The organism is Variovorax sp. J2P1-31, assembly GCF_030317215.1.
Taxonomy (GTDB): domain Bacteria; phylum Pseudomonadota; class Gammaproteobacteria; order Burkholderiales; family Burkholderiaceae_C; genus Variovorax.
Genome location: NZ_JASZYA010000003.1, coordinates 1,067,241 through 1,083,208, shown reverse-complemented (window position 1 = coordinate 1,083,208; position 15,968 = coordinate 1,067,241). Strand labels below are relative to the sequence as shown.

At 69.3% G+C, this 15,968-nt stretch carries 16 protein-coding genes; 12 read left to right on the top strand and 4 right to left on the bottom strand.

Going from position 1 to position 15,968, the window contains the following annotated elements:
• The first annotated feature begins 140 nt into the window (after positions 1-140).
• The 4 genes from QTI20_RS24945 to QTI20_RS24930 all read left to right on the top strand — a co-directional run bounded on the left by QTI20_RS24945 (position 141) and on the right by QTI20_RS24930 (position 6,778).
• Complete coding sequence (locus tag QTI20_RS24945) at positions 141-1,424, top strand: efflux RND transporter periplasmic adaptor subunit (RefSeq protein ID WP_286553511.1); 1,284 nt, start codon at positions 141-143, stop codon at positions 1,422-1,424.
• Between the two features lie 13 nt (positions 1,425-1,437).
• The gene (locus QTI20_RS24940; RefSeq protein WP_286553513.1) at positions 1,438-4,596 is read left to right on the top strand and encodes an efflux RND transporter permease subunit; all 3,159 of its coding nucleotides are present in this window, start codon (positions 1,438-1,440) and stop codon (positions 4,594-4,596) included.
• A 10-nt stretch (positions 4,597-4,606) separates the two neighbouring features.
• Positions 4,607-6,001: an efflux transporter outer membrane subunit gene (locus QTI20_RS24935; RefSeq protein ID WP_286553514.1), complete on the top strand. Its 1,395-nt coding sequence runs from the start codon at positions 4,607-4,609 to the stop codon at positions 5,999-6,001.
• A 147-nt stretch (positions 6,002-6,148) separates the two neighbouring features.
• Positions 6,149-6,778 (top strand): c-type cytochrome, encoded by a 630-nt coding sequence (locus tag QTI20_RS24930; protein WP_286553516.1) that lies wholly within the window; start codon positions 6,149-6,151, stop codon positions 6,776-6,778.
• 73 nt (positions 6,779-6,851) lie between these two features.
• Here QTI20_RS24930 and QTI20_RS24925 read toward each other — a convergent pair whose 3' ends face one another.
• From QTI20_RS24925 to QTI20_RS24915, 3 genes are all read right to left on the bottom strand, one after another.
• Positions 6,852-7,388: a DUF2946 family protein gene (locus tag QTI20_RS24925; protein ID WP_286553517.1), complete on the bottom strand. Its 537-nt coding sequence runs from the start codon at positions 7,386-7,388 to the stop codon at positions 6,852-6,854.
• A gap of 125 nt (positions 7,389-7,513) precedes the next feature.
• Positions 7,514-8,494 carry a YheT family hydrolase gene (locus QTI20_RS24920; protein WP_286553519.1) on the bottom strand — a complete coding sequence of 327 codons (981 nt, stop codon included), beginning with the start codon at positions 8,492-8,494 and terminating at the stop codon, positions 7,514-7,516.
• A gap of 17 nt (positions 8,495-8,511) precedes the next feature.
• The gene (locus QTI20_RS24915) at positions 8,512-8,964 is read right to left on the bottom strand and encodes a YybH family protein (RefSeq protein ID WP_286553520.1); all 453 of its coding nucleotides are present in this window, start codon (positions 8,962-8,964) and stop codon (positions 8,512-8,514) included.
• Between the two features lie 217 nt (positions 8,965-9,181).
• Between QTI20_RS24915 and rutA the strand changes: the two genes are divergently transcribed.
• Genes rutA through rutF form a run of 6 tightly spaced genes read left to right on the top strand, consistent with a single transcriptional unit; the run spans position 9,182 to position 13,481 of the window.
• Positions 9,182-10,294 carry a pyrimidine utilization protein A gene (rutA, locus tag QTI20_RS24910; RefSeq protein WP_286553521.1) on the top strand — a complete coding sequence of 371 codons (1,113 nt, stop codon included), beginning with the start codon at positions 9,182-9,184 and terminating at the stop codon, positions 10,292-10,294.
• A gap of 14 nt (positions 10,295-10,308) precedes the next feature.
• Positions 10,309-11,100, top strand: a complete 792-nt coding sequence (rutB, locus tag QTI20_RS24905; RefSeq protein ID WP_286553523.1) for a pyrimidine utilization protein B — start codon at positions 10,309-10,311, stop codon at positions 11,098-11,100.
• Between the two features lie 24 nt (positions 11,101-11,124).
• Positions 11,125-11,517 carry a pyrimidine utilization protein C gene (gene rutC / locus QTI20_RS24900; protein ID WP_286553525.1) on the top strand — a complete coding sequence of 131 codons (393 nt, stop codon included), beginning with the start codon at positions 11,125-11,127 and terminating at the stop codon, positions 11,515-11,517.
• Positions 11,518-11,522: 5 nt separating this feature from the next.
• Positions 11,523-12,329: a pyrimidine utilization protein D gene (gene rutD, locus QTI20_RS24895; protein WP_286553526.1), complete on the top strand. Its 807-nt coding sequence runs from the start codon at positions 11,523-11,525 to the stop codon at positions 12,327-12,329.
• Positions 12,326-12,922: a malonic semialdehyde reductase gene (locus QTI20_RS24890; RefSeq protein WP_286553527.1), complete on the top strand. Its 597-nt coding sequence runs from the start codon at positions 12,326-12,328 to the stop codon at positions 12,920-12,922. Before rutD ends, QTI20_RS24890 begins: the two co-directional genes overlap by 4 nt.
• 13 nt (positions 12,923-12,935) lie before the next feature.
• Complete coding sequence (rutF, locus tag QTI20_RS24885) at positions 12,936-13,481, top strand: NADH-dependent FMN reductase RutF (RefSeq protein WP_286553529.1); 546 nt, start codon at positions 12,936-12,938, stop codon at positions 13,479-13,481.
• Between the two features lie 121 nt (positions 13,482-13,602).
• Here the strand turns inward: rutF and rutR are convergent, their stop codons facing one another.
• The gene (gene rutR, locus QTI20_RS24880; protein ID WP_286553531.1) at positions 13,603-14,313 is read right to left on the bottom strand and encodes an HTH-type transcriptional regulator RutR; all 711 of its coding nucleotides are present in this window, start codon (positions 14,311-14,313) and stop codon (positions 13,603-13,605) included.
• Positions 14,314-14,543: 230 nt separating this feature from the next.
• On the opposite strand from rutR, the gene QTI20_RS24875 reads away from it, so the two are divergent.
• Positions 14,544-15,545 carry an isopenicillin N synthase family dioxygenase gene (locus tag QTI20_RS24875; RefSeq protein ID WP_286553532.1) on the top strand — a complete coding sequence of 334 codons (1,002 nt, stop codon included), beginning with the start codon at positions 14,544-14,546 and terminating at the stop codon, positions 15,543-15,545.
• Positions 15,546-15,549: 4 nt separating this feature from the next.
• Positions 15,550-15,936 carry a VOC family protein gene (locus tag QTI20_RS24870; RefSeq protein ID WP_286553533.1) on the top strand — a complete coding sequence of 129 codons (387 nt, stop codon included), beginning with the start codon at positions 15,550-15,552 and terminating at the stop codon, positions 15,934-15,936.
• Positions 15,937-15,968: the final 32 nt, after the last annotated feature.

The window sequence follows — 15,968 nt, the reverse complement described above, 5'->3', positions numbered from 1 at the left end:
GAGGATTTGAATGTCTCGCCGAACTATACATCCATGAATGTATGTAAACTAGCCGCCTCCCGATGACCCACCAGGCCGCCAGGCCTTGACGGCGATCAAGGTCGCCTCGCGTCGTCTCCTCTTTGCTTCAAAGGAATCACATGCCGCAATCGCATGTCTCTTCGCGTCGTTCGTTCTCCCCTCGGCGCATGGCCCTGTCCGGCGTCGCCGTGCTGGTCTTCGGCCTGCTTGCGGCATGCGGCAAGGGCAAGGATCCCGCCGCGGCGGCAGCGCCGGCCGGTGCCGCGCCACCGCCGCCCGAAGTCGGCGTGGTGGTCGCGACGCCGTCCGACGTCGGTCTGGTGACCGAGCTGCCGGGCCGCCTGGAAGCCTCGCGCGTGGCGCAGGTGCGGGCGCGCGCCGCCGGCATCCTGCAGGAGCGGCTGTTCCGTGAAGGCAGCGACGTGAAGGCCGGCCAGCCGCTGTTCCGCATCGATGCGGCCCCCTACACCGCCGCGGCGCAGAGCGCGCAGGCGAGCCTGGCGCGTGCCGAGGCCAATGCGGTGCAGGCCAAGGCGCTGGCCGAGCGCTACAAGCCGCTGGTGGAAGCCAATGCGGTGAGCAAGCAGGAGTACGCGAGCGCGGTGGCGTCGCAGAAGACCGCCGAGGCCGACGTGGCCGTGGGCCGCGCCTCGGTGGCCACGGCCAAGATCAACCTGGGTTACGCCGCCGTGACCGCGCCCATCTCGGGCCGCATCGGCCGCGCGCTGGTGACCGAAGGCGCGCTGGTGGGCCAGGGCGATGCCACGCAGCTGGCCGTGATCCAGCAGATCAACCCGCTCTACGTCAACTTCACGCAGTCGGCCAACGACGTGCTCAAGCTGCGCCGCGCCATGGCCGACGGCAAGTTCAAGCGCGCCGACGGGGCCGATGCGGCCAGCGTGCGCGTGGTGCTCGAGGGCGGTGGCGAATACCCGCTGGCGGGCAAGCTGCTGTTCTCCGACCTCACGGTCGACCCGACCACCGGCCAGGTCACGCTGCGCGCCGAGCTGCCCAATCCCAAGGGCGAGCTGCTGCCCGGCCTGTACGTGCGCGTGAAGATCGAGCAGGCCCAGGTCAGCAACGCGATCGCGCTGCCGCAGCAGGCCGTGACCCGCACCGAACAGGGCGACACGGTCACCGTGGTGGCCGCCGACGGCAAGCTCAGCAAGCGTCCGGTGAAGATCAGCGCCGCGCAGGACAACCAGTGGCTGGTGCTCGACGGCCTCAAGGCCGGCGAGCAGGTGATGGTCGACGGCTTCCAGAAGCTGCAGATGATGCCGCCCGGCACGCCGGTGAAGGCCGTGCCGTGGGTCAAGCCTGGCACGGCACCCGCAGCGGGCGCAGCGCCTGCTGCCGCACCGGCGGCCTCGGCCCCGGCCGCCGCGGCTTCGGCCGCCAAGTAAGGAGCCCGCCCGCATGGCTAAATTCTTCATCGATCGGCCCATCTTCGCGTGGGTGATCGCGCTGTTCATCATCGTGATGGGCAGCGTGGCGATCACGCAGCTGCCGATCTCGCAGTACCCGCCGGTGGCGCCGCCCGCCATCGTCATCAGCACCGCCTATCCGGGGGCTTCGGCCCAGACGCTCGAGGACAGCGTGCTGTCCGTGATCGAGCGCGAGATGAACGGTTCGCCCGGCCTGATCTACATGGAATCGGTGGCCCAGGCCGACGGCACCGGCACCATCACGGTCACCTTCGAGACCGGCACCAATGCCGACCTGGCCCAGGTGGACGTGCAGAACCGGCTGTCGCGCGCGACGCCGCGCCTGCCGGCCGCGGTGACGCAGCAGGGCGTGCGCGTGGACAAGTCGCGCAACAACTTCCTGCTGTTCACGATGCTGTCCTCGGACAACCCGGCGATCGACCCGATCGCGCTGGGCGACTACGCCTCGCGCAACGTCGTGCCCGAACTGCAGCGCGTGGCCGGCATCGGCCAGGCGCAGCTGTTCGGCACCGAACGCGCGATGCGCATCTGGATCGATCCGACCAAGCTGCAGGGCTTCAACCTGTCGTCGGCCGACGTCAACGCGGCGATCCGCGCGCAGAACGCGCAGGTCTCCTCGGGCTCGATCGGCGACCTGCCGAACATCACCGGCCAGAGCATCGCCGCCACCGTCGTGGTGACCGGCCAGCTCAGCACCATCGAGCAGTTCGGCAACATCGTGCTGCGCGCCAACACCGACGGTTCGTCGGTGCGGCTCAAGGACGTCGCGCGCATCGAGCTCGGCGGCCAGGCCTACTCGACCTCGGCCCGCCTCAACGGCTCGCCGGCCGTGGGCATCGGCGTCCAGCTGGCGCCCAGCGGCAACGCGCTGCAGTCGGCCAAGGCCATCCGCGCGCGCATGACCGAGCTGGCCAAGTTCTTCCCCGAAGGCGTGAAGTGGAGCATTCCCTACGACAGCTCGCGCTTCGTGAGCATCTCCATCACCGAGGTGGTGAAGACGCTGTTCGAGGCCGTGGCGCTGGTGTTCATCGTGATGTTCCTGTTCCTGCAGAACTGGCGCTACACGATCATCCCGACCATCGTGGTGCCGATCGCGCTGCTGGGCACCTTCGCCGTGCTGGCCGCGCTGGGCTTCTCGATCAACGTGCTGACCATGTTCGGCATGGTGCTGGTGATCGGTATCGTGGTGGACGATGCGATCGTGGTGGTGGAGAACGTCGAGCGCATCATGACCGAGGAGGGCCTGGGCCCGCTCGATGCCACGCGCAAGGCGATGCGGCAGATCTCGGGCGCCATCATCGGCGTGACCGTGGTGCTGATCTCGGTGTTCGTGCCGCTGGCCTTCTTCGCCGGTTCGACCGGCAACATCTACCGCCAGTTCTCGGCGGTGATGGTGGCCTCGATCGGCTTCTCGGCCTTCATGGCGCTGTCGCTCACGCCGGCGCTGTGCGCCACGCTGCTCAAGCCCGTGGAACAAGGCAGCCATCACGAGAAGAAGGGCTTCTTCGGCTGGTTCAACCGCGGCTTCTCGCGCACCGCCAAGGGCTACGAGAGCGTGGTGTCGCGGCTGCTCAAGCGCGCCGCGCGCTACCTGATCATCTATGTGGCGATCGTCGGCGCGGTGGTGCTGCTGTTCCGTGGCCTGCCGACCTCCTTCCTGCCGCAGGAAGACCAGGGCAACATCATCGTGAACGTGCAGCTGCCGCCGGGTGCGACGCAGGAGCGCACGCTGTCGGTCATGGAGCAGGTCGAGGGCTACATCCTCAAGCAGCCTGAAGTGCAGAGCATGGTCAGCGTGCTGGGCTTCAGCTTCTCGGGCCAGGGCCAGAACGCCGGCCTCGCCTTCGTGACGCTCAAGGACTGGGAAGAACGCGGCGGCGCCGCGCACTCGGCCGATGCGCTCGCGGGCCGTGCCTTCGGTGCGCTCTCGGGTGTGCGCGATGCCTTCATCTACCCGCTGAACCCGCCGCCGATTCCCGAACTGGGCAACGCCAGCGGCTTCACCTTCCGGCTGCAGGACCGCTCGGGCGCGGGCCACAAGGCGCTGATCAACGCGCGCAACCAGCTGCTGGGCATGGCCTCGCAGAGCAAGCTGCTCACGCAGGTCCGGCCGGACGGCCTGGAAGACGCGCCGCAGCTGCAGATCGACATCGACCGCGACAAGGCCAACGCACTGGGCGTGACCTTCGACGCGATCAACACGACGCTGTCGACGGCGCTGGGCTCGAGCTACATCAACGACTTCCCGAACCAGGGCCGCCTCCAGCGCGTGGTGGTGCAGGCCGACGCGCCGGCGCGGATGCAGCCCGACGACCTGCTCAAGCTCAACGCCAGCAACACCCAGGGCAACCCGGTGCCGCTGTCGACCTTCGCGAGCACGCGCTGGGTCAACGGTGCGCAGCAGACGGTGCGCTACAACGGCTACCCGGCCGTGCGCATCTCGGGCTCGGCCGCGCCGGGTTCGAGCTCGGGCGCGGCGATGGCCGAGATGGAAGCGCTGGCGGCCAAGCTGCCGCCGGGCTTCGGCTTCGAATGGACCGGCCAGTCGCGTGAAGAAAAGCTCGCGGGTTCGCAGGCCATGATCCTCTACGGCTTCGCGATCCTGGCGGTGTTCCTGTGCCTGGCCGCGCTCTACGAGAGCTGGACCATCCCGCTGTCGGTGATCCTGGTGGTGCCGCTGGGCGTGCTGGGCGTGCTGGCCGCGACCATGCTGCGCTCCTACTCCAACGACGTGTACTTCCAGGTCGGGCTGATCACCATCATCGGCCTGTCCGCGAAGAACGCGATTCTGATCATCGAGTTCGCGAAGGACCTGCAGGCGCAGGGCAAGGGCGTCGTGCAAGCGGCGCTGGAAGCCGCCCACCTGCGCTTCCGCCCGATCGTGATGACCTCGCTGGCCTTCGGCCTGGGCGTGCTGCCGCTGGTGCTGGCCTCCGGCGCCGGCTCGGCCAGCCAACGCGCCATCGGCACCGGCGTGCTGGGCGGCATGGTCACGGGCACCGCACTCGCGGTGTTCTTCGTGCCGGTGTTTTTCGTGGTCGTGCGCACCCTGTTCAAGGGCAGCGCGCGCCAGCATGAAGTCGATCGGCGCCACGCCGAAGCGGCAGGGATCGAGCAAAGCCATGACTAAGCAGCGAAGAATGATTTCACGCCACACGCTCGGCGCGCTGGCGGCCAGCGCCTTCCTGGCCGGCTGCTCGCTGATCCCGACCTACGAGCGCCCCGCGGCGCCGGTGCCCACCACCTTCCCCGGCGACCCGGCGCAGCCCGCCGGCGCGGCCGCGGCGACGGTGGCGTGGCAGGACTACTTCACCGATCCGCGGCTGCAGGCGCTGATCCGCACCGCGCTCGCCAACAACCGCGACCTGCGGGTGTCGGTGCTCAACATCGAGCAGGCGCGCGCGCAGTTCCAGATCAGCCGCGCCGCGCAGTACCCGGCGCTCAACGGCATCTTCTCGGCCACGCGGCAGCCCTCGGTGATCGACGGTCGCCTGGGCAACAGCTTCCAGGTGGGCCTGGGCATCTCCTCGTGGGAGATCGACTTCTTCGACCGCCTCGGCAGCCTGAAGGAAGCCGCGCTCGCGCAGTACCTGGCCACGGAAGAAGCCCGCAAGGCCGCGCAGATCAGCCTGATCGGCGCCGTGGCGACCGGCTGGTACACGCTGCTGGCCGACGACGAACTGCTCGAGCTCACGCGCCAGACCCTGGTCACGCGCGACGAGTCGGTGCGGCTCACCAAGCTGCGCTTCGACAACGGCGTCTCCTCGGAGCTCGATTTTCAGGCCGCCAATTCGGCCGCCGAGACCGCCCGCGCGGCCTACGCCCAGCAGCAGCGCCAGCGGCTGCAGGACGAGAACGCGCTCGCGCTGCTGCTCGGCGCGCCGGTGCAGCCCGGGGCCCTTCCCACGGTCAACGGGCTGGGCCGGCTCGAGGCCATCCAGGCCATGCCCGAACTGCCGGTGGGCCTGCCCTCCGATCTGCTGATCGAGCGTCCGGACATCCGCCAGGCCGAGCAGCTGCTGCGCTCGGCCAACGCCAACATCGGCGCGGCGCGCGCGGCCTTCTTCCCGCGCATCTCGCTGACGGCCACGGCCGGCACCGCGAGCAACGAGCTGTCGGGGCTGTTCAAGAGCGGCTCGAGCGCCTTCTCGATCGCGCCGCAGCTGGTGCTGCCGATCTTCGATGCCGGCCGCAACCAGGCCGGCCTCGACTCGGCGCGTGCCGGCCGCGACATCGCGGTGGCGCAGTACGAGAAGTCGATCCAGTCGGCCTTCCGCGAAGTGGCCGATGCGCTCGCGGGCCGTGCCACCTTGGGCGAGCAGGTGCGCGCCCTGCGCGCGCAGGCCGCGGCCGAGGACCAGCGCTTCAAGCTGTCGGACCTGCGCTACCGCAACGGCATCGCGAGTTCGCTCGACCTGCTCGATGCGCAGCGCTCGCTGTTCAGCGCCCAGCAGGCCGCGGTGCAGACCCGCATGCTGCAGCTGCAGAACCAGGTCACGCTGTACAAGGTGCTGGGCGGCGGCTGGAAGGAATGAGGTCCGGCGCGGCGCCTTCAGCGGCGCCGCGCCTTGCCATGCCTGCACCACGATGGGCAACACAGTCCGTCGATCTCTGGGGCCTTCCCTATAATCGCGGGTTGATTTCGCCCGACCCCCCGAGAAGCCCCCGATTTTGAGGACGCCATGAGCGCAGACCCGCAATACCAGGCCACAGAAGAAGCCCACACCGGCCCCATCAAGAACCCGAAGCAACTGCTGCTGGCGGTCTTTTTCTCGTTCATCGCCCCCATCGCGATCATCGTGGGCCTCGTGTCCTACGTGGTCTCCGGTGACCGGCCCTCGGGTGCGGCACAGGGCGACAGCATGTCGCTCTACGGCGTCTCGCAGGACACGCGCGACCGCGAGGTGGCCGACCGCCTGAAGAAGGTGGGCTCGATCGAGATCCGCGATGCCAACCGTGCACTCGCCGCCGGCGAAGTGGTGTTCAAGGCGCAGTGCGTGGCCTGCCACGGCGCGCCCGGCATCCCCGGCGCACCGCACCTGAACGACGCCGCGGCCTGGGGCCCGCGCATCGGCCAGGGCTACGCCACGCTGCTCGAGCACGCGCTCAAGGGCAAGGGCGCGATGCCGCCGCAAGGTGGCGGCGATTTCGAAGACCTCGAAATCGGCCGTGCCGTGGTCTACATGGCCAACGCAGGCGGCGGGAAATTCCCGGTGCCAGACCGTCCGGCCGCCGGCGCTGCGCCCGCGGACGGTGCGGCACCCGCCGCCGATGGCGCGGCCTCCGCGCCGGTCGCCGCCGCGAGCAAGTAAGAAACACCCCAGCGTCGTCGACGCTGTCCCGAACCAAGCCGGCCCCGTGCCGGCTTTTTCTTTGGGGCGCGGTTCAGGTGGTCGTGGCGTGCCGTGCCGCCGGGCTCAGCACATGGCCGAAGCGCGCGGGCAGGGCGGCTGCCTGCACCGGCTCGGGCTGCGGCCACAGGCCCTGCTCGAGGGCGTCGGCCGCCAGGCCCATGTCCTGCGTGTGCACCAGGCCCAGCCCCAGCGGCGTCGCCAGGTAGAGCTTGCCGTGCTCGTCGAGCAATGGCTGACCGTGCGTGGTGGGCGTGCCGGCGTGGCTGCGCACCGAGAAGTCGTCGCCGATGCGCCAGACCCAGGGCGCGGCCTCGAGCTCGACGTAGACGCGCTGCGGGCCGTTCTGGAAGAACCACTGGCCGGCCTCGTCGGCCTCGTAGTTGCGCTGGATGAAGTCGATCAGCTTGTCGTGCCGCAGCAGCGAGCCCTTGGCAACGGGGAAGGGGCCTTCGGCCTGCGTGCGGTCGTCCCGCATGTACCAGTTGCCGCGCGCGTCGAGGCCGAGCCAGCCGTGGCAGTGCGGGACGTTGGGCCACTTCGCGAGGGCCTGTTTGACGATCTCATCCATAAAGGTATTTTGCTCGCCCCCAGGCTCCGCGCCACTTCGTGTCGCTTCTCCCTCCCCCTGCCGGGGGCGCCATCTGCGGCCCGGCGAAGCCGGTTCCGCGATGGCCCTGGCAATACCCCGTGGATTCAGCGGGGCAGGTGCTGCGCCAGCCAGCCGCCCACGCGTTCGGGCATGCCGCGCACGTGGCCGGGGGGCAGGCCCAGCGGGAAGCCGACGTGGCCGCCGTGCGCGGGTTGCCACAGCGTGACGTGGGGGCCGACCTCGGACGGGCGCGGCAGGCTGTCGGCGGGCACGAAGGGGTCGTTGAGGGCGTTCACCACCAGGGTCGGCACCCGGACCGCCTGCAGGTGCGGCTTGGCCGATCCGCGGCCCCAGTAGTCGTCGGTGTCCCTGAAGCCGTGCAGCGGGGCGGTGAACACGTTGTCGAAGGCGTGCAGGTCGCCGGCCGCCATCAGCGCGTCGCGGTCGAACAGGCCCGGGTGCTGGGCCAGCTTGGCCAGCGCCTTGGGCTTCATGGTCGACAGGAACATGCGCGTGTAGACCAGCCGGTTGAAGCCGCGGCCGATCGCGGCGCCGCCGGCCGCCAGGTCCACCGGTGCCGAGACCGCGGCCACGGCGCGCACGGTGTGCCGGGCCGTGGCGCCGGCTTCCTCGGCCCAGCGCAGCAGCGCGTTGCCGCCCAGCGAGACGCCGGCGGCCAGCACCGGGGCGCCGGGGGGCCGTCCCGCGGCGCAGCGCTCGAGCATCCAGCCGATCTCCTCGAAATCGCCCGAGTGGTAGGCGCGCGGCGCCAGGTTGATCTCGCCGCTGCAGCCGCGGAAGTGCGGGACCGCGAAGGCCCAGCCGCGCGTGGCGGCGAAATCCGCGAAAGCCTCGGCGTAGTGGCTGCGGGAGGAGCCCTCGAGGCCATGGAACAGCACCAGCAGCGGCGCGGCCGGGTCGGCGGCGTCGATGCGGTCGACGTCGACGAAGTCGCCGTCCGGCGTGGTCCAGCGCTCGCGCCGGTAGACCGGCGGCGCACCGTCCACGCGGCGCGCCCAGAGCGCCGGCCAGATGGTCTGCAGGTTGCCACCGGGCAACCAGTGCGGCGCGCGGTAGGAGGACATGGCTTGCACGGCCGGCCTCAATGCAGGGTCTGGCGCGCGGTGTCGTCCTCGTCGGGCTCGCGCGCGCTGCCCGGGCTGGCATGGTGGGCCACCAGGCGCCAGCCCTGGGCGGTCTTGTGATAGACGTTGGTGGCCAGCACGAAGGCATGCTGCGGCCCTTCGGCCGTGAGCACCTCGATGCGTTCGAGCACGTTGTGCACCGCGCTGGCCAGCGATTCGACCTTGCGCACGCGTGCCGGCCGCACGTGGATCGCGCCGTGGCCGAACATCTGCTCGAAGGCCGCGCGGATCGCGACCGGGCCCACCAGCCGGGGGCCACCCGGGTGCACGCAGAACACCTCGTCGTCGTCCGACCAGCAGCCCATCAGCGCATCGATGTCGCCGCGCTGCAGCGCTTCGTAGAAGGCGGCTTCGACGTCGTCGGCGGTGCCGCCGATGGCCGCGGCGGCGCGGAGTGGGGTCTTGGGCATGGCGTGATTCTGCCGCGCCGTCCGTGACCGCGGCACTGCACCGCTTTGGGCCGACCCGCACCGCGCTGCCGCAATCCTCGTGGATCGGCTGCTCCACTTTGGACCAAATGGACAAAACGTCGTGGTCTTGATCTTGTAAGTCATTGATCGATAAGGACTTATCGGGCTGGCACGGCGCATGCAAGCAGCTCCGCCATCTCGCAACAGGAGTCCTTCCATGAACGTCGGCATCTTCATCCCCATCGGCAACAACGGCTGGCTGCTGTCCGAAAACGCGCCCCAGTACAAGCCCAGCTTCGCGCTCAACAAGGAGATCACGCTGAAGGCCGAGCGCTACGGCGTGGACTTCGCGCTGTCCATGATCAAGCTGCGCGGCTTCGGCGGCAAGACCGAGTTCTGGGACCACAACCTCGAGTCCTTCACGCTCATGGCCGGCCTCGCGGCCGTCACCAGCAAGATCAAGCTCTACGCCACCGCCGCCTCGCTGGTGATGCCGCCGGCCATCGTGGCGCGCATGTCGGCCACCATCGACTCCATCTCCAACGGCCGCTTCGGCCTGAACCTCGTCACAGGCTGGCAGCGGCCCGAGTACTCGCAGATGGGCATGTGGCCCGGCGACCAGTTCTTCGGCACGCGCTACGCGTACCTCTCCGAATACATCCAGGTGCTGCGCGACCTCTGGGGCACCGGCCAGTCCGACTTCAAGGGCGAGCACTTCCAGATGGACGATTGCCGCATGAGCCCGCAGCCGCAGGCCGACATGAAGGTGATCTGCGCGGGCCAGAGCGACGCGGGCATGGACTTCTCCGCCACCCACGCCGACTACAACTTCTGCTTCGGCAAGGGCGTGAACACGCCCAAGGCCTTCGCACCGGCAGCCCAGAAGCTCATCGAGGCGACGGCCAAGACCGGCCGCCACGTCACCACCTACGTGCTGATGATGGTGATCGCCGACGAAAGCGACGAGGCCGCGCGCGCCAAGTGGGAGCACTACAAGGCCGGCGCCGACCACGAGGCCATCGCCTGGCTGGGCCAGCAGGGGGCGGTCGACACCAAGTCCGGCGCGGACACCAACGTGCGCCAGATGGCCGACCCGACCTCGGCCGTGAACATCAACATGGGCACGCTGGTGGGCTCCTACGCCAGCGTGGCGCGCATGCTCGACGAAGTGGCCGAGGTGCCCGGCACCGAAGGCGTGCTGCTGACCTTCGACGATTTCCTGCTGGGCGTGGAGGCCTTCGGCGAGCGCATCCAGCCGCTGATGAAGAGCCGCGCGCACGTGCAGAGCCCGGTGCCTTCGCAGGTCGAACCCGAGCGCCTGGCCGCCTGAACGAGGAGCGCCACATGAACGCACCCGCACGCAACGCCACCCTCACCTCGACCACGCCCGTCGGCGCCCCGCGCCTGCCCGGTGCGCCCGCGCCCGTGGTGCTGCCCGCGCGCCCCGAGCCGCTCGCGCTGCATGCCAGCGACACCGCCCTCGTCGTCGTCGACATGCAGAACGCCTATGCCTCGATCGGCGGCTACGTCGACTCGGCCGGCTTCGACATCTCCGGCGCGCAGGGCACGATCGCCCACATCCTGCGTGCCATCGCGGCGGCGCGCGCGGCCGGCATGCTGGTCGTGTTCCTGCAGAACGGCTGGGACGCCGCCTACGTGGAAGCCGGCGGCCCCGGTTCGCCCAACTGGCACAAGTCGAACGCGCTCAAGACCATGCGCGCCCAGCCCGCGCTGCAGGGCAAGTTCCTCGCCAAGGGCGGCTGGGACTACGAGCTCATCGACCAGATGAAGCCGCAGCCCGGCGACATCGTGGTGCCCAAGACGCGCTACAGCGGCTTCTTCAACAGCACGCTCGACAGCACGCTGCGCGCGCGCGGCATCCGCCACCTGGTGTTCACCGGCATCGCCACCAACGTCTGTGTGGAGTCGACGCTGCGCGACGCCTTCCATCTCGAGTACTTCGCCGTGATGCTGGAAGACGCCACGCACGAACTGGGCGGCCCGGCCATCCAGAAGGCCTCCATCTACAACGTCGAGACCTTCTTCGGCTGGGTGTCCACGGCGGACCAGTTCTGCGCCACCTTCGCGCCGCAAGCCCTTGCCCAACCCGCAGCGGCCGAAGCGGCCATCGCCTGATTCACTTCATCAAGGAATTCCCCAATGCCCAAGCAAGCCATCATCCCGCCCGGCACCGGCGTGCCGCTCGCCCCCTATGTGCCCGGCACGCTCGCCGACGGCGTGCTCTACGTCTCGGGCACGCTGCCCTTCGACAAGGACAACAACGTGGTGCACGTGGGCGACGCGGCCGCGCAGACGCGCCATGTGCTCAGCACGATCCAGGGCGTGGTCGAAGCGGCCGGCGGCACCATGGACGACGTGACCTTCAACCAGATCATGCTCAGGGACTGGGCCGACTACGCGAAGATCAACACGGTGTACGCCGAGTTCTTTCCCGGCACCAAGCCCGCGCGCTACTGCATCCAGTGCGGGCTGGTGAAGCCCGACGCGCTGGTCGAGATCGCCTCGACCGCGCACATCGGAAAGAAGGGCTGACGCGCATGTCGCCGCTGCATTTCGAAGTGCATGGCCCCGTCGATGCGGCATCGACGGTGCTGCTGTCCTCGGGCCTCGGTGGCTCGGCCGGCTTCTGGCAGCCGCAGCTGGGCGCGCTGATCGCGGCCGGCCACCGCGTGATCGCCTACGACCAGCGCGGCACGGGCCGCAGCCCCGCCGCCCTGCCCGCGGCCTATGCGATCGAGGACATGGCGCGGGACGTGCTGGAGATCCTCGACGCCACCCGCACCGCGCAGTGCCACTTCGCGGGCCATGCGCTGGGCGGCCTGGTCGGGCTGCGGCTGGCGCTCGATGCACCGTCGCGTGTGGCCAGCCTGGTGCTCGTCAATGCCTGGTCCAGGCCCAACCCGCATTCGGCGCGCTGCTTCGAGGCACGGCTCGCGTTGCTGGGCGCCGTCGGCCCGCGTGCCTACGTGGAAGCGCAGCCGATCTTCCTCTACCCCGCCGCGTGGGCCGCCGCGCATGCGAAGCGCGTGCAGGACGAGGTCGACCACGCCTTCGCCCATTTCCCGGGCGAGGCCAACATGCGCGCGCGCATCGCCGCGCTGCGCGCCTTCGACATCGATGCGCGCCTGGCCGGCATCGCCGCGCCCACGCTGGTGGCGGCCGCCAAGGACGACGTGCTCGTGCCCTGGACCTGCTCGCAGCGCCTGGCCGACGGACTGCCGAACGCCACGCTCAACCTCATGGCGCATGGCGGCCACGCGCACAGCGTGACCGAGGCCAACGCCTTCAACAGCACCCTGCTGGCCTTCCTCTCGCGGGTCAGCGCATCCGCCGTTCCCGCATGACCACCCCTTCCACACTCGACGACGCCGCGCTCGCGCTGCTCTTCACCGCCGCCCGCAGCCACAACGGCTGGACCGACGAACCCGTCACCGACGCACAGCTGCGGCAGGTCTATGCGCTCGCCAGCCTGGGACCGACCTCGGCCAACTGCTCGCCCGCGCGCTTCGTGTTCGTGCGCACGCCCGAGGGCAAGCAGCGCCTGGCGCCCGCGCTGTCGAAGGGCAACCTCGACAAGACGATGAGCGCGCCGGTCACGGTCATCGCCGCCTGGGACCGCAGGTTCTACGACCAGCTGCCCACCTTGTTCCCGCACGCCGATGCGCGCAGCTGGTTCACCGGCAGCCCCGAGTCCGCGCACGAAACGGCTTTCCGCAACGCGAGCCTGCAGGCCGGCTACCTGCTGCTGGCCGCGCGCGCGGTGGGCCTCGATGCCGGCCCGATGTCGGGCTTCGACAAGGCCAAGGTCGATGCCGCCTTCTTCGAGGGCAGCGACTGGACCGTCAACTTCCTCATCAACCTCGGCCACGGCGACGCGTCGAAGGTGTTCGGACGCCTGCCGCGCCTGCCCTTCGACGAAGCCTGCATGCTGGCCTGAACGAGTCCTTCCCATGCTCAACGCCATGGCCTCCCATGCTTCCTCGTCGAACCCCGCCGGCCTGCCGCCCGGCCTGCCCAAGGCCGACTACCGCAACGCGATGGCGCGCCTGGGCGCGGCGGTGAACATCATCACCACCGACGGCCCGGCGGGCCGCGCCGGCTTCACCGCCTCGGCCGTGTGCAGCGTGACCGACGAGCCGCCGACGCTGCTGGTGTGCCTCAACCGATCGGCCTCGGTGTATCCGGCGTTCAAGGCCAACGGCGTGCTGTGCGTGAACGTGCTGGCGGCGGGGCACCAGGCGCTCTCTGCATTGTTCGGCGGCAAGACGCCGATGGACGAACGCTTCGCCGCCGGCCGCTGGTGCCACAAGACCACCGGCTCGCCGATGCTCGAGGACGCGGCCGTGTCCTTCGACTGCCGCGTGGTGCATGCCACCAGCGCGGGCACGCACGATGTGTTGTTCTGCGAGGCGGTGGCGATCGCGATCGGGGGTGCGGCGCAGGGCTTGATCTACTTCGACCGGCGGTACCACGAGATTGCGGCCGCGCCGCACTGACGCTTCATGCTCCTTCTCCCTCTGGGGGAAGGCTGGGATGGGGGCAGGCAGAGCGCTCGATGGATACGCTGCCTGCCCCCAACCCGACCCTCCCCCGGAAGGGGAGGGAGCAAGGCAATGCTCAACGCGGCGCGATGCCCTGCAACACGATGCGCTGCACGTTCTCCACCGTCTGCTCGAAGAAGGCCGCATCGTCCAGCGTGTGCCCCGTCAGCGCCTGCACCTGCACGCCGAAATCCGCGTAGTGCTGCGTCACCGCCCACAGCGCGAAGATCAGATGGTGCGCATCGACGGGCGCCAGCTTGCCGGCCTCGATCCAGGCGCGGATGACTTCCGACTTCTTCTCCACCAGCGCGCGCAGCTCGCGGTCGAGTTCGTCGCGCAGCAGCGGTGCGCCCTGGATCATCTCGAGGCAGAACAACCGCGACGCGTCGGGCCGGTCGCGCGACACCACCAGCTTGCGCCGGATGTAGCTGCCGATGGCCTCGGCCGGGTCCTGCTCCGCGCTGAAGCCGCGCAGCGGTTCGAGCCACAGCGCGAGCAGGTCGCGCAGCACGTTGACGTAGAGCTCCTCCTTGTTGGCGAAGTAGTAGAGCAGGTTGCTCTTCGACACATCGGCGCGCGCCGCCACCTGGTCGATCGAGGTGCCGTGCAGGCCGAAGCGCGAGAACAGCCCCAGCGCCGCGCCGAGGATCGCACTGCGCTTGTCCTCGATCTGGCGCAGGCGCCGGCTCACGGACGACGGGCTGCGCACCGCCGGCTTGGCGCGCTTGCGCGCCGCGGGTGGCTCGGTGTTGCTGCTGGCTGCGGCCAGCGCCTTGGTCTTCGGCATCTTTCCTCTCTGTTCTCTTTTCTTCGTCGTCATCCGCGTCGATGCGCGAAGGACGCACCACTGTAAGGCCGCGATGCATCGACTTGCGTCATGCGGGGCCGGCGAAGGCCCCCGCGGTGCACCAGCCTGACGCGGAAAAAGCGATTTGTCCATTTGGTCCAACTGGCACAGACGTTGCAAGGCGAGAGGCGTGCCAGTTCCCGAATGAATGCGTCCATGAGGAAGTCGCCATGACCCTGTTGTCCGTTCCCATCATCGATCTCGCGCCCTACTTCGACGGCAGCGCCGAAGGCAAGTCGGCAGTCGCGAGGCAAGTCGACGAGGCCTGCCGAAGCATCGGCTTTCTCGTCATCACCCACCACGGCATCGCGCCCGGGCTGATCGAGCGCGTGTCCTCGCTCTCGCGCCGGTTCTTCGACCTGCCGCTGGTCGAGAAGCGCAAGGTCGACCGCCCGCGCGAAGACGCGGTGCGCGGCTACAGCGCGGTGGGCGAGGAGGGGCTCTCGTACAGCCTCGAGGAGGTGGCGCCGGGCGACCTCAAGGAGTCGTTCTCCATCGGCCCGTCGAACGTGCCTGACGACGACTACCACCGCGGCCCCGCCGCCGGCCCGCACTTCGAGCCCAACAGCTGGCCGCCCATCGAAGGCTTCCGCGAAGCCTACGAGGCGTACTTCGAGGCCATGAGCGATCTCTCGCGCTCGCTGATGCGCATCTTCGCGCTCGGCCTCTCGCTGCCCGAGACCTTCTTCGACGACAAGATCGACGCGCACATCAGCATGTTCCGCGTGCTGAGCTACCCGCCGCAGCGCGAGCAGCCGCTGCCGGGCCAGCTGCGCGCGGGCGCGCACAGCGACTACGGCAGCCTCACCATCGTGCTGCCCGACGACAAGGGCCTGCAGGTGTTCAACAAGGCCGGCCAGTGGGTCGACGTGCCGCAGGTCGAGGGCGGGCTGGTGGTCAATATTGCCGACCTGATGATGCAGTGGACCAACGACCAGTGGGTTTCCACGCTGCACCGCGTGATCAATCCGCCCTTCGAGGTGGCGAGCACCAACCGCCGCCAGTCGCTGGTGTTCTTCCACCAGCCCAACTACGACGCGATGGTCGAGTGCCTGCCCAGCTGCCTCGCGCCGGGCGAACAGCCCAAGTACGCGCCGATCAGCTCGGGCGACCACCTGACCTCCAAGTTCGTCAAGCAGACGACTTTCGGCGGCACCAAGGTGGCGGCCTGACGCCATGGCGCATCTTTCCTACGTCAACGTCTTCGCCAGGGACGTGGTCGCGCTCAGCGGCTTCTACCAGCGCGTGTTCGGCTTTCCCGAGATCGAGGCGATCCGCTCGCCGATCTTCCGCGGGCTGGACACCGGCAAGTCCAGCCTGGGCTTCAACGCGCTCGATGCCTACGAACTGCTGCACCTGGCCGAGTTCTCCGACACGCGCGGCGTCAAGTTCCTGCTGAACATCGACGTCGACAGCCAGGCCGAGGTCGACCGGATGGTGCCCGTCGCGCTCGAGGCCGGCGCCACGCTGGTCAAGGCGCCCTACGTCACCTACTACCACTGGTACCAGTCGGTGCTGCTCGACCCCGAAGGCAATGTGTTCCGCATCAACTTCATGATGTGACGCGCGCTGCACCGGTCTTTTCCTTCCCTTCC

Bases quoted from the DNA above. Each gene is read 5' to 3' on its own strand.
- QTI20_RS24945 (WP_286553511.1), top strand. From the start codon at position 141: ATGCCGCAATCGCATGTCTCTTCGCGTCGTTCGTTCTCCCCTCGGCGC.
- QTI20_RS24940 (WP_286553513.1), top strand. From the start codon at position 1,438: ATGGCTAAATTCTTCATCGATCGGCCCATCTTCGCGTGGGTGATCGCG.
- QTI20_RS24935 (WP_286553514.1), top strand. From the start codon at position 4,607: ATGATTTCACGCCACACGCTCGGCGCGCTGGCGGCCAGCGCCTTCCTG.
- QTI20_RS24930 (WP_286553516.1), top strand. From the start codon at position 6,149: ATGAGCGCAGACCCGCAATACCAGGCCACAGAAGAAGCCCACACCGGC.
- QTI20_RS24925 (WP_286553517.1), bottom strand. From the start codon at position 7,388: ATGGATGAGATCGTCAAACAGGCCCTCGCGAAGTGGCCCAACGTCCCG.
- QTI20_RS24920 (WP_286553519.1), bottom strand. From the start codon at position 8,494: ATGTCCTCCTACCGCGCGCCGCACTGGTTGCCCGGTGGCAACCTGCAG.
- QTI20_RS24915 (WP_286553520.1), bottom strand. From the start codon at position 8,964: ATGCCCAAGACCCCACTCCGCGCCGCCGCGGCCATCGGCGGCACCGCC.
- rutA (WP_286553521.1), top strand. From the start codon at position 9,182: ATGAACGTCGGCATCTTCATCCCCATCGGCAACAACGGCTGGCTGCTG.
- rutB (WP_286553523.1), top strand. From the start codon at position 10,309: ATGAACGCACCCGCACGCAACGCCACCCTCACCTCGACCACGCCCGTC.
- rutC (WP_286553525.1), top strand. From the start codon at position 11,125: ATGCCCAAGCAAGCCATCATCCCGCCCGGCACCGGCGTGCCGCTCGCC.
- rutD (WP_286553526.1), top strand. From the start codon at position 11,523: ATGTCGCCGCTGCATTTCGAAGTGCATGGCCCCGTCGATGCGGCATCG.
- QTI20_RS24890 (WP_286553527.1), top strand. From the start codon at position 12,326: ATGACCACCCCTTCCACACTCGACGACGCCGCGCTCGCGCTGCTCTTC.
- rutF (WP_286553529.1), top strand. From the start codon at position 12,936: ATGCTCAACGCCATGGCCTCCCATGCTTCCTCGTCGAACCCCGCCGGC.
- rutR (WP_286553531.1), bottom strand. From the start codon at position 14,313: ATGCCGAAGACCAAGGCGCTGGCCGCAGCCAGCAGCAACACCGAGCCA.
- QTI20_RS24875 (WP_286553532.1), top strand. From the start codon at position 14,544: ATGACCCTGTTGTCCGTTCCCATCATCGATCTCGCGCCCTACTTCGAC.
- QTI20_RS24870 (WP_286553533.1), top strand. From the start codon at position 15,550: ATGGCGCATCTTTCCTACGTCAACGTCTTCGCCAGGGACGTGGTCGCG.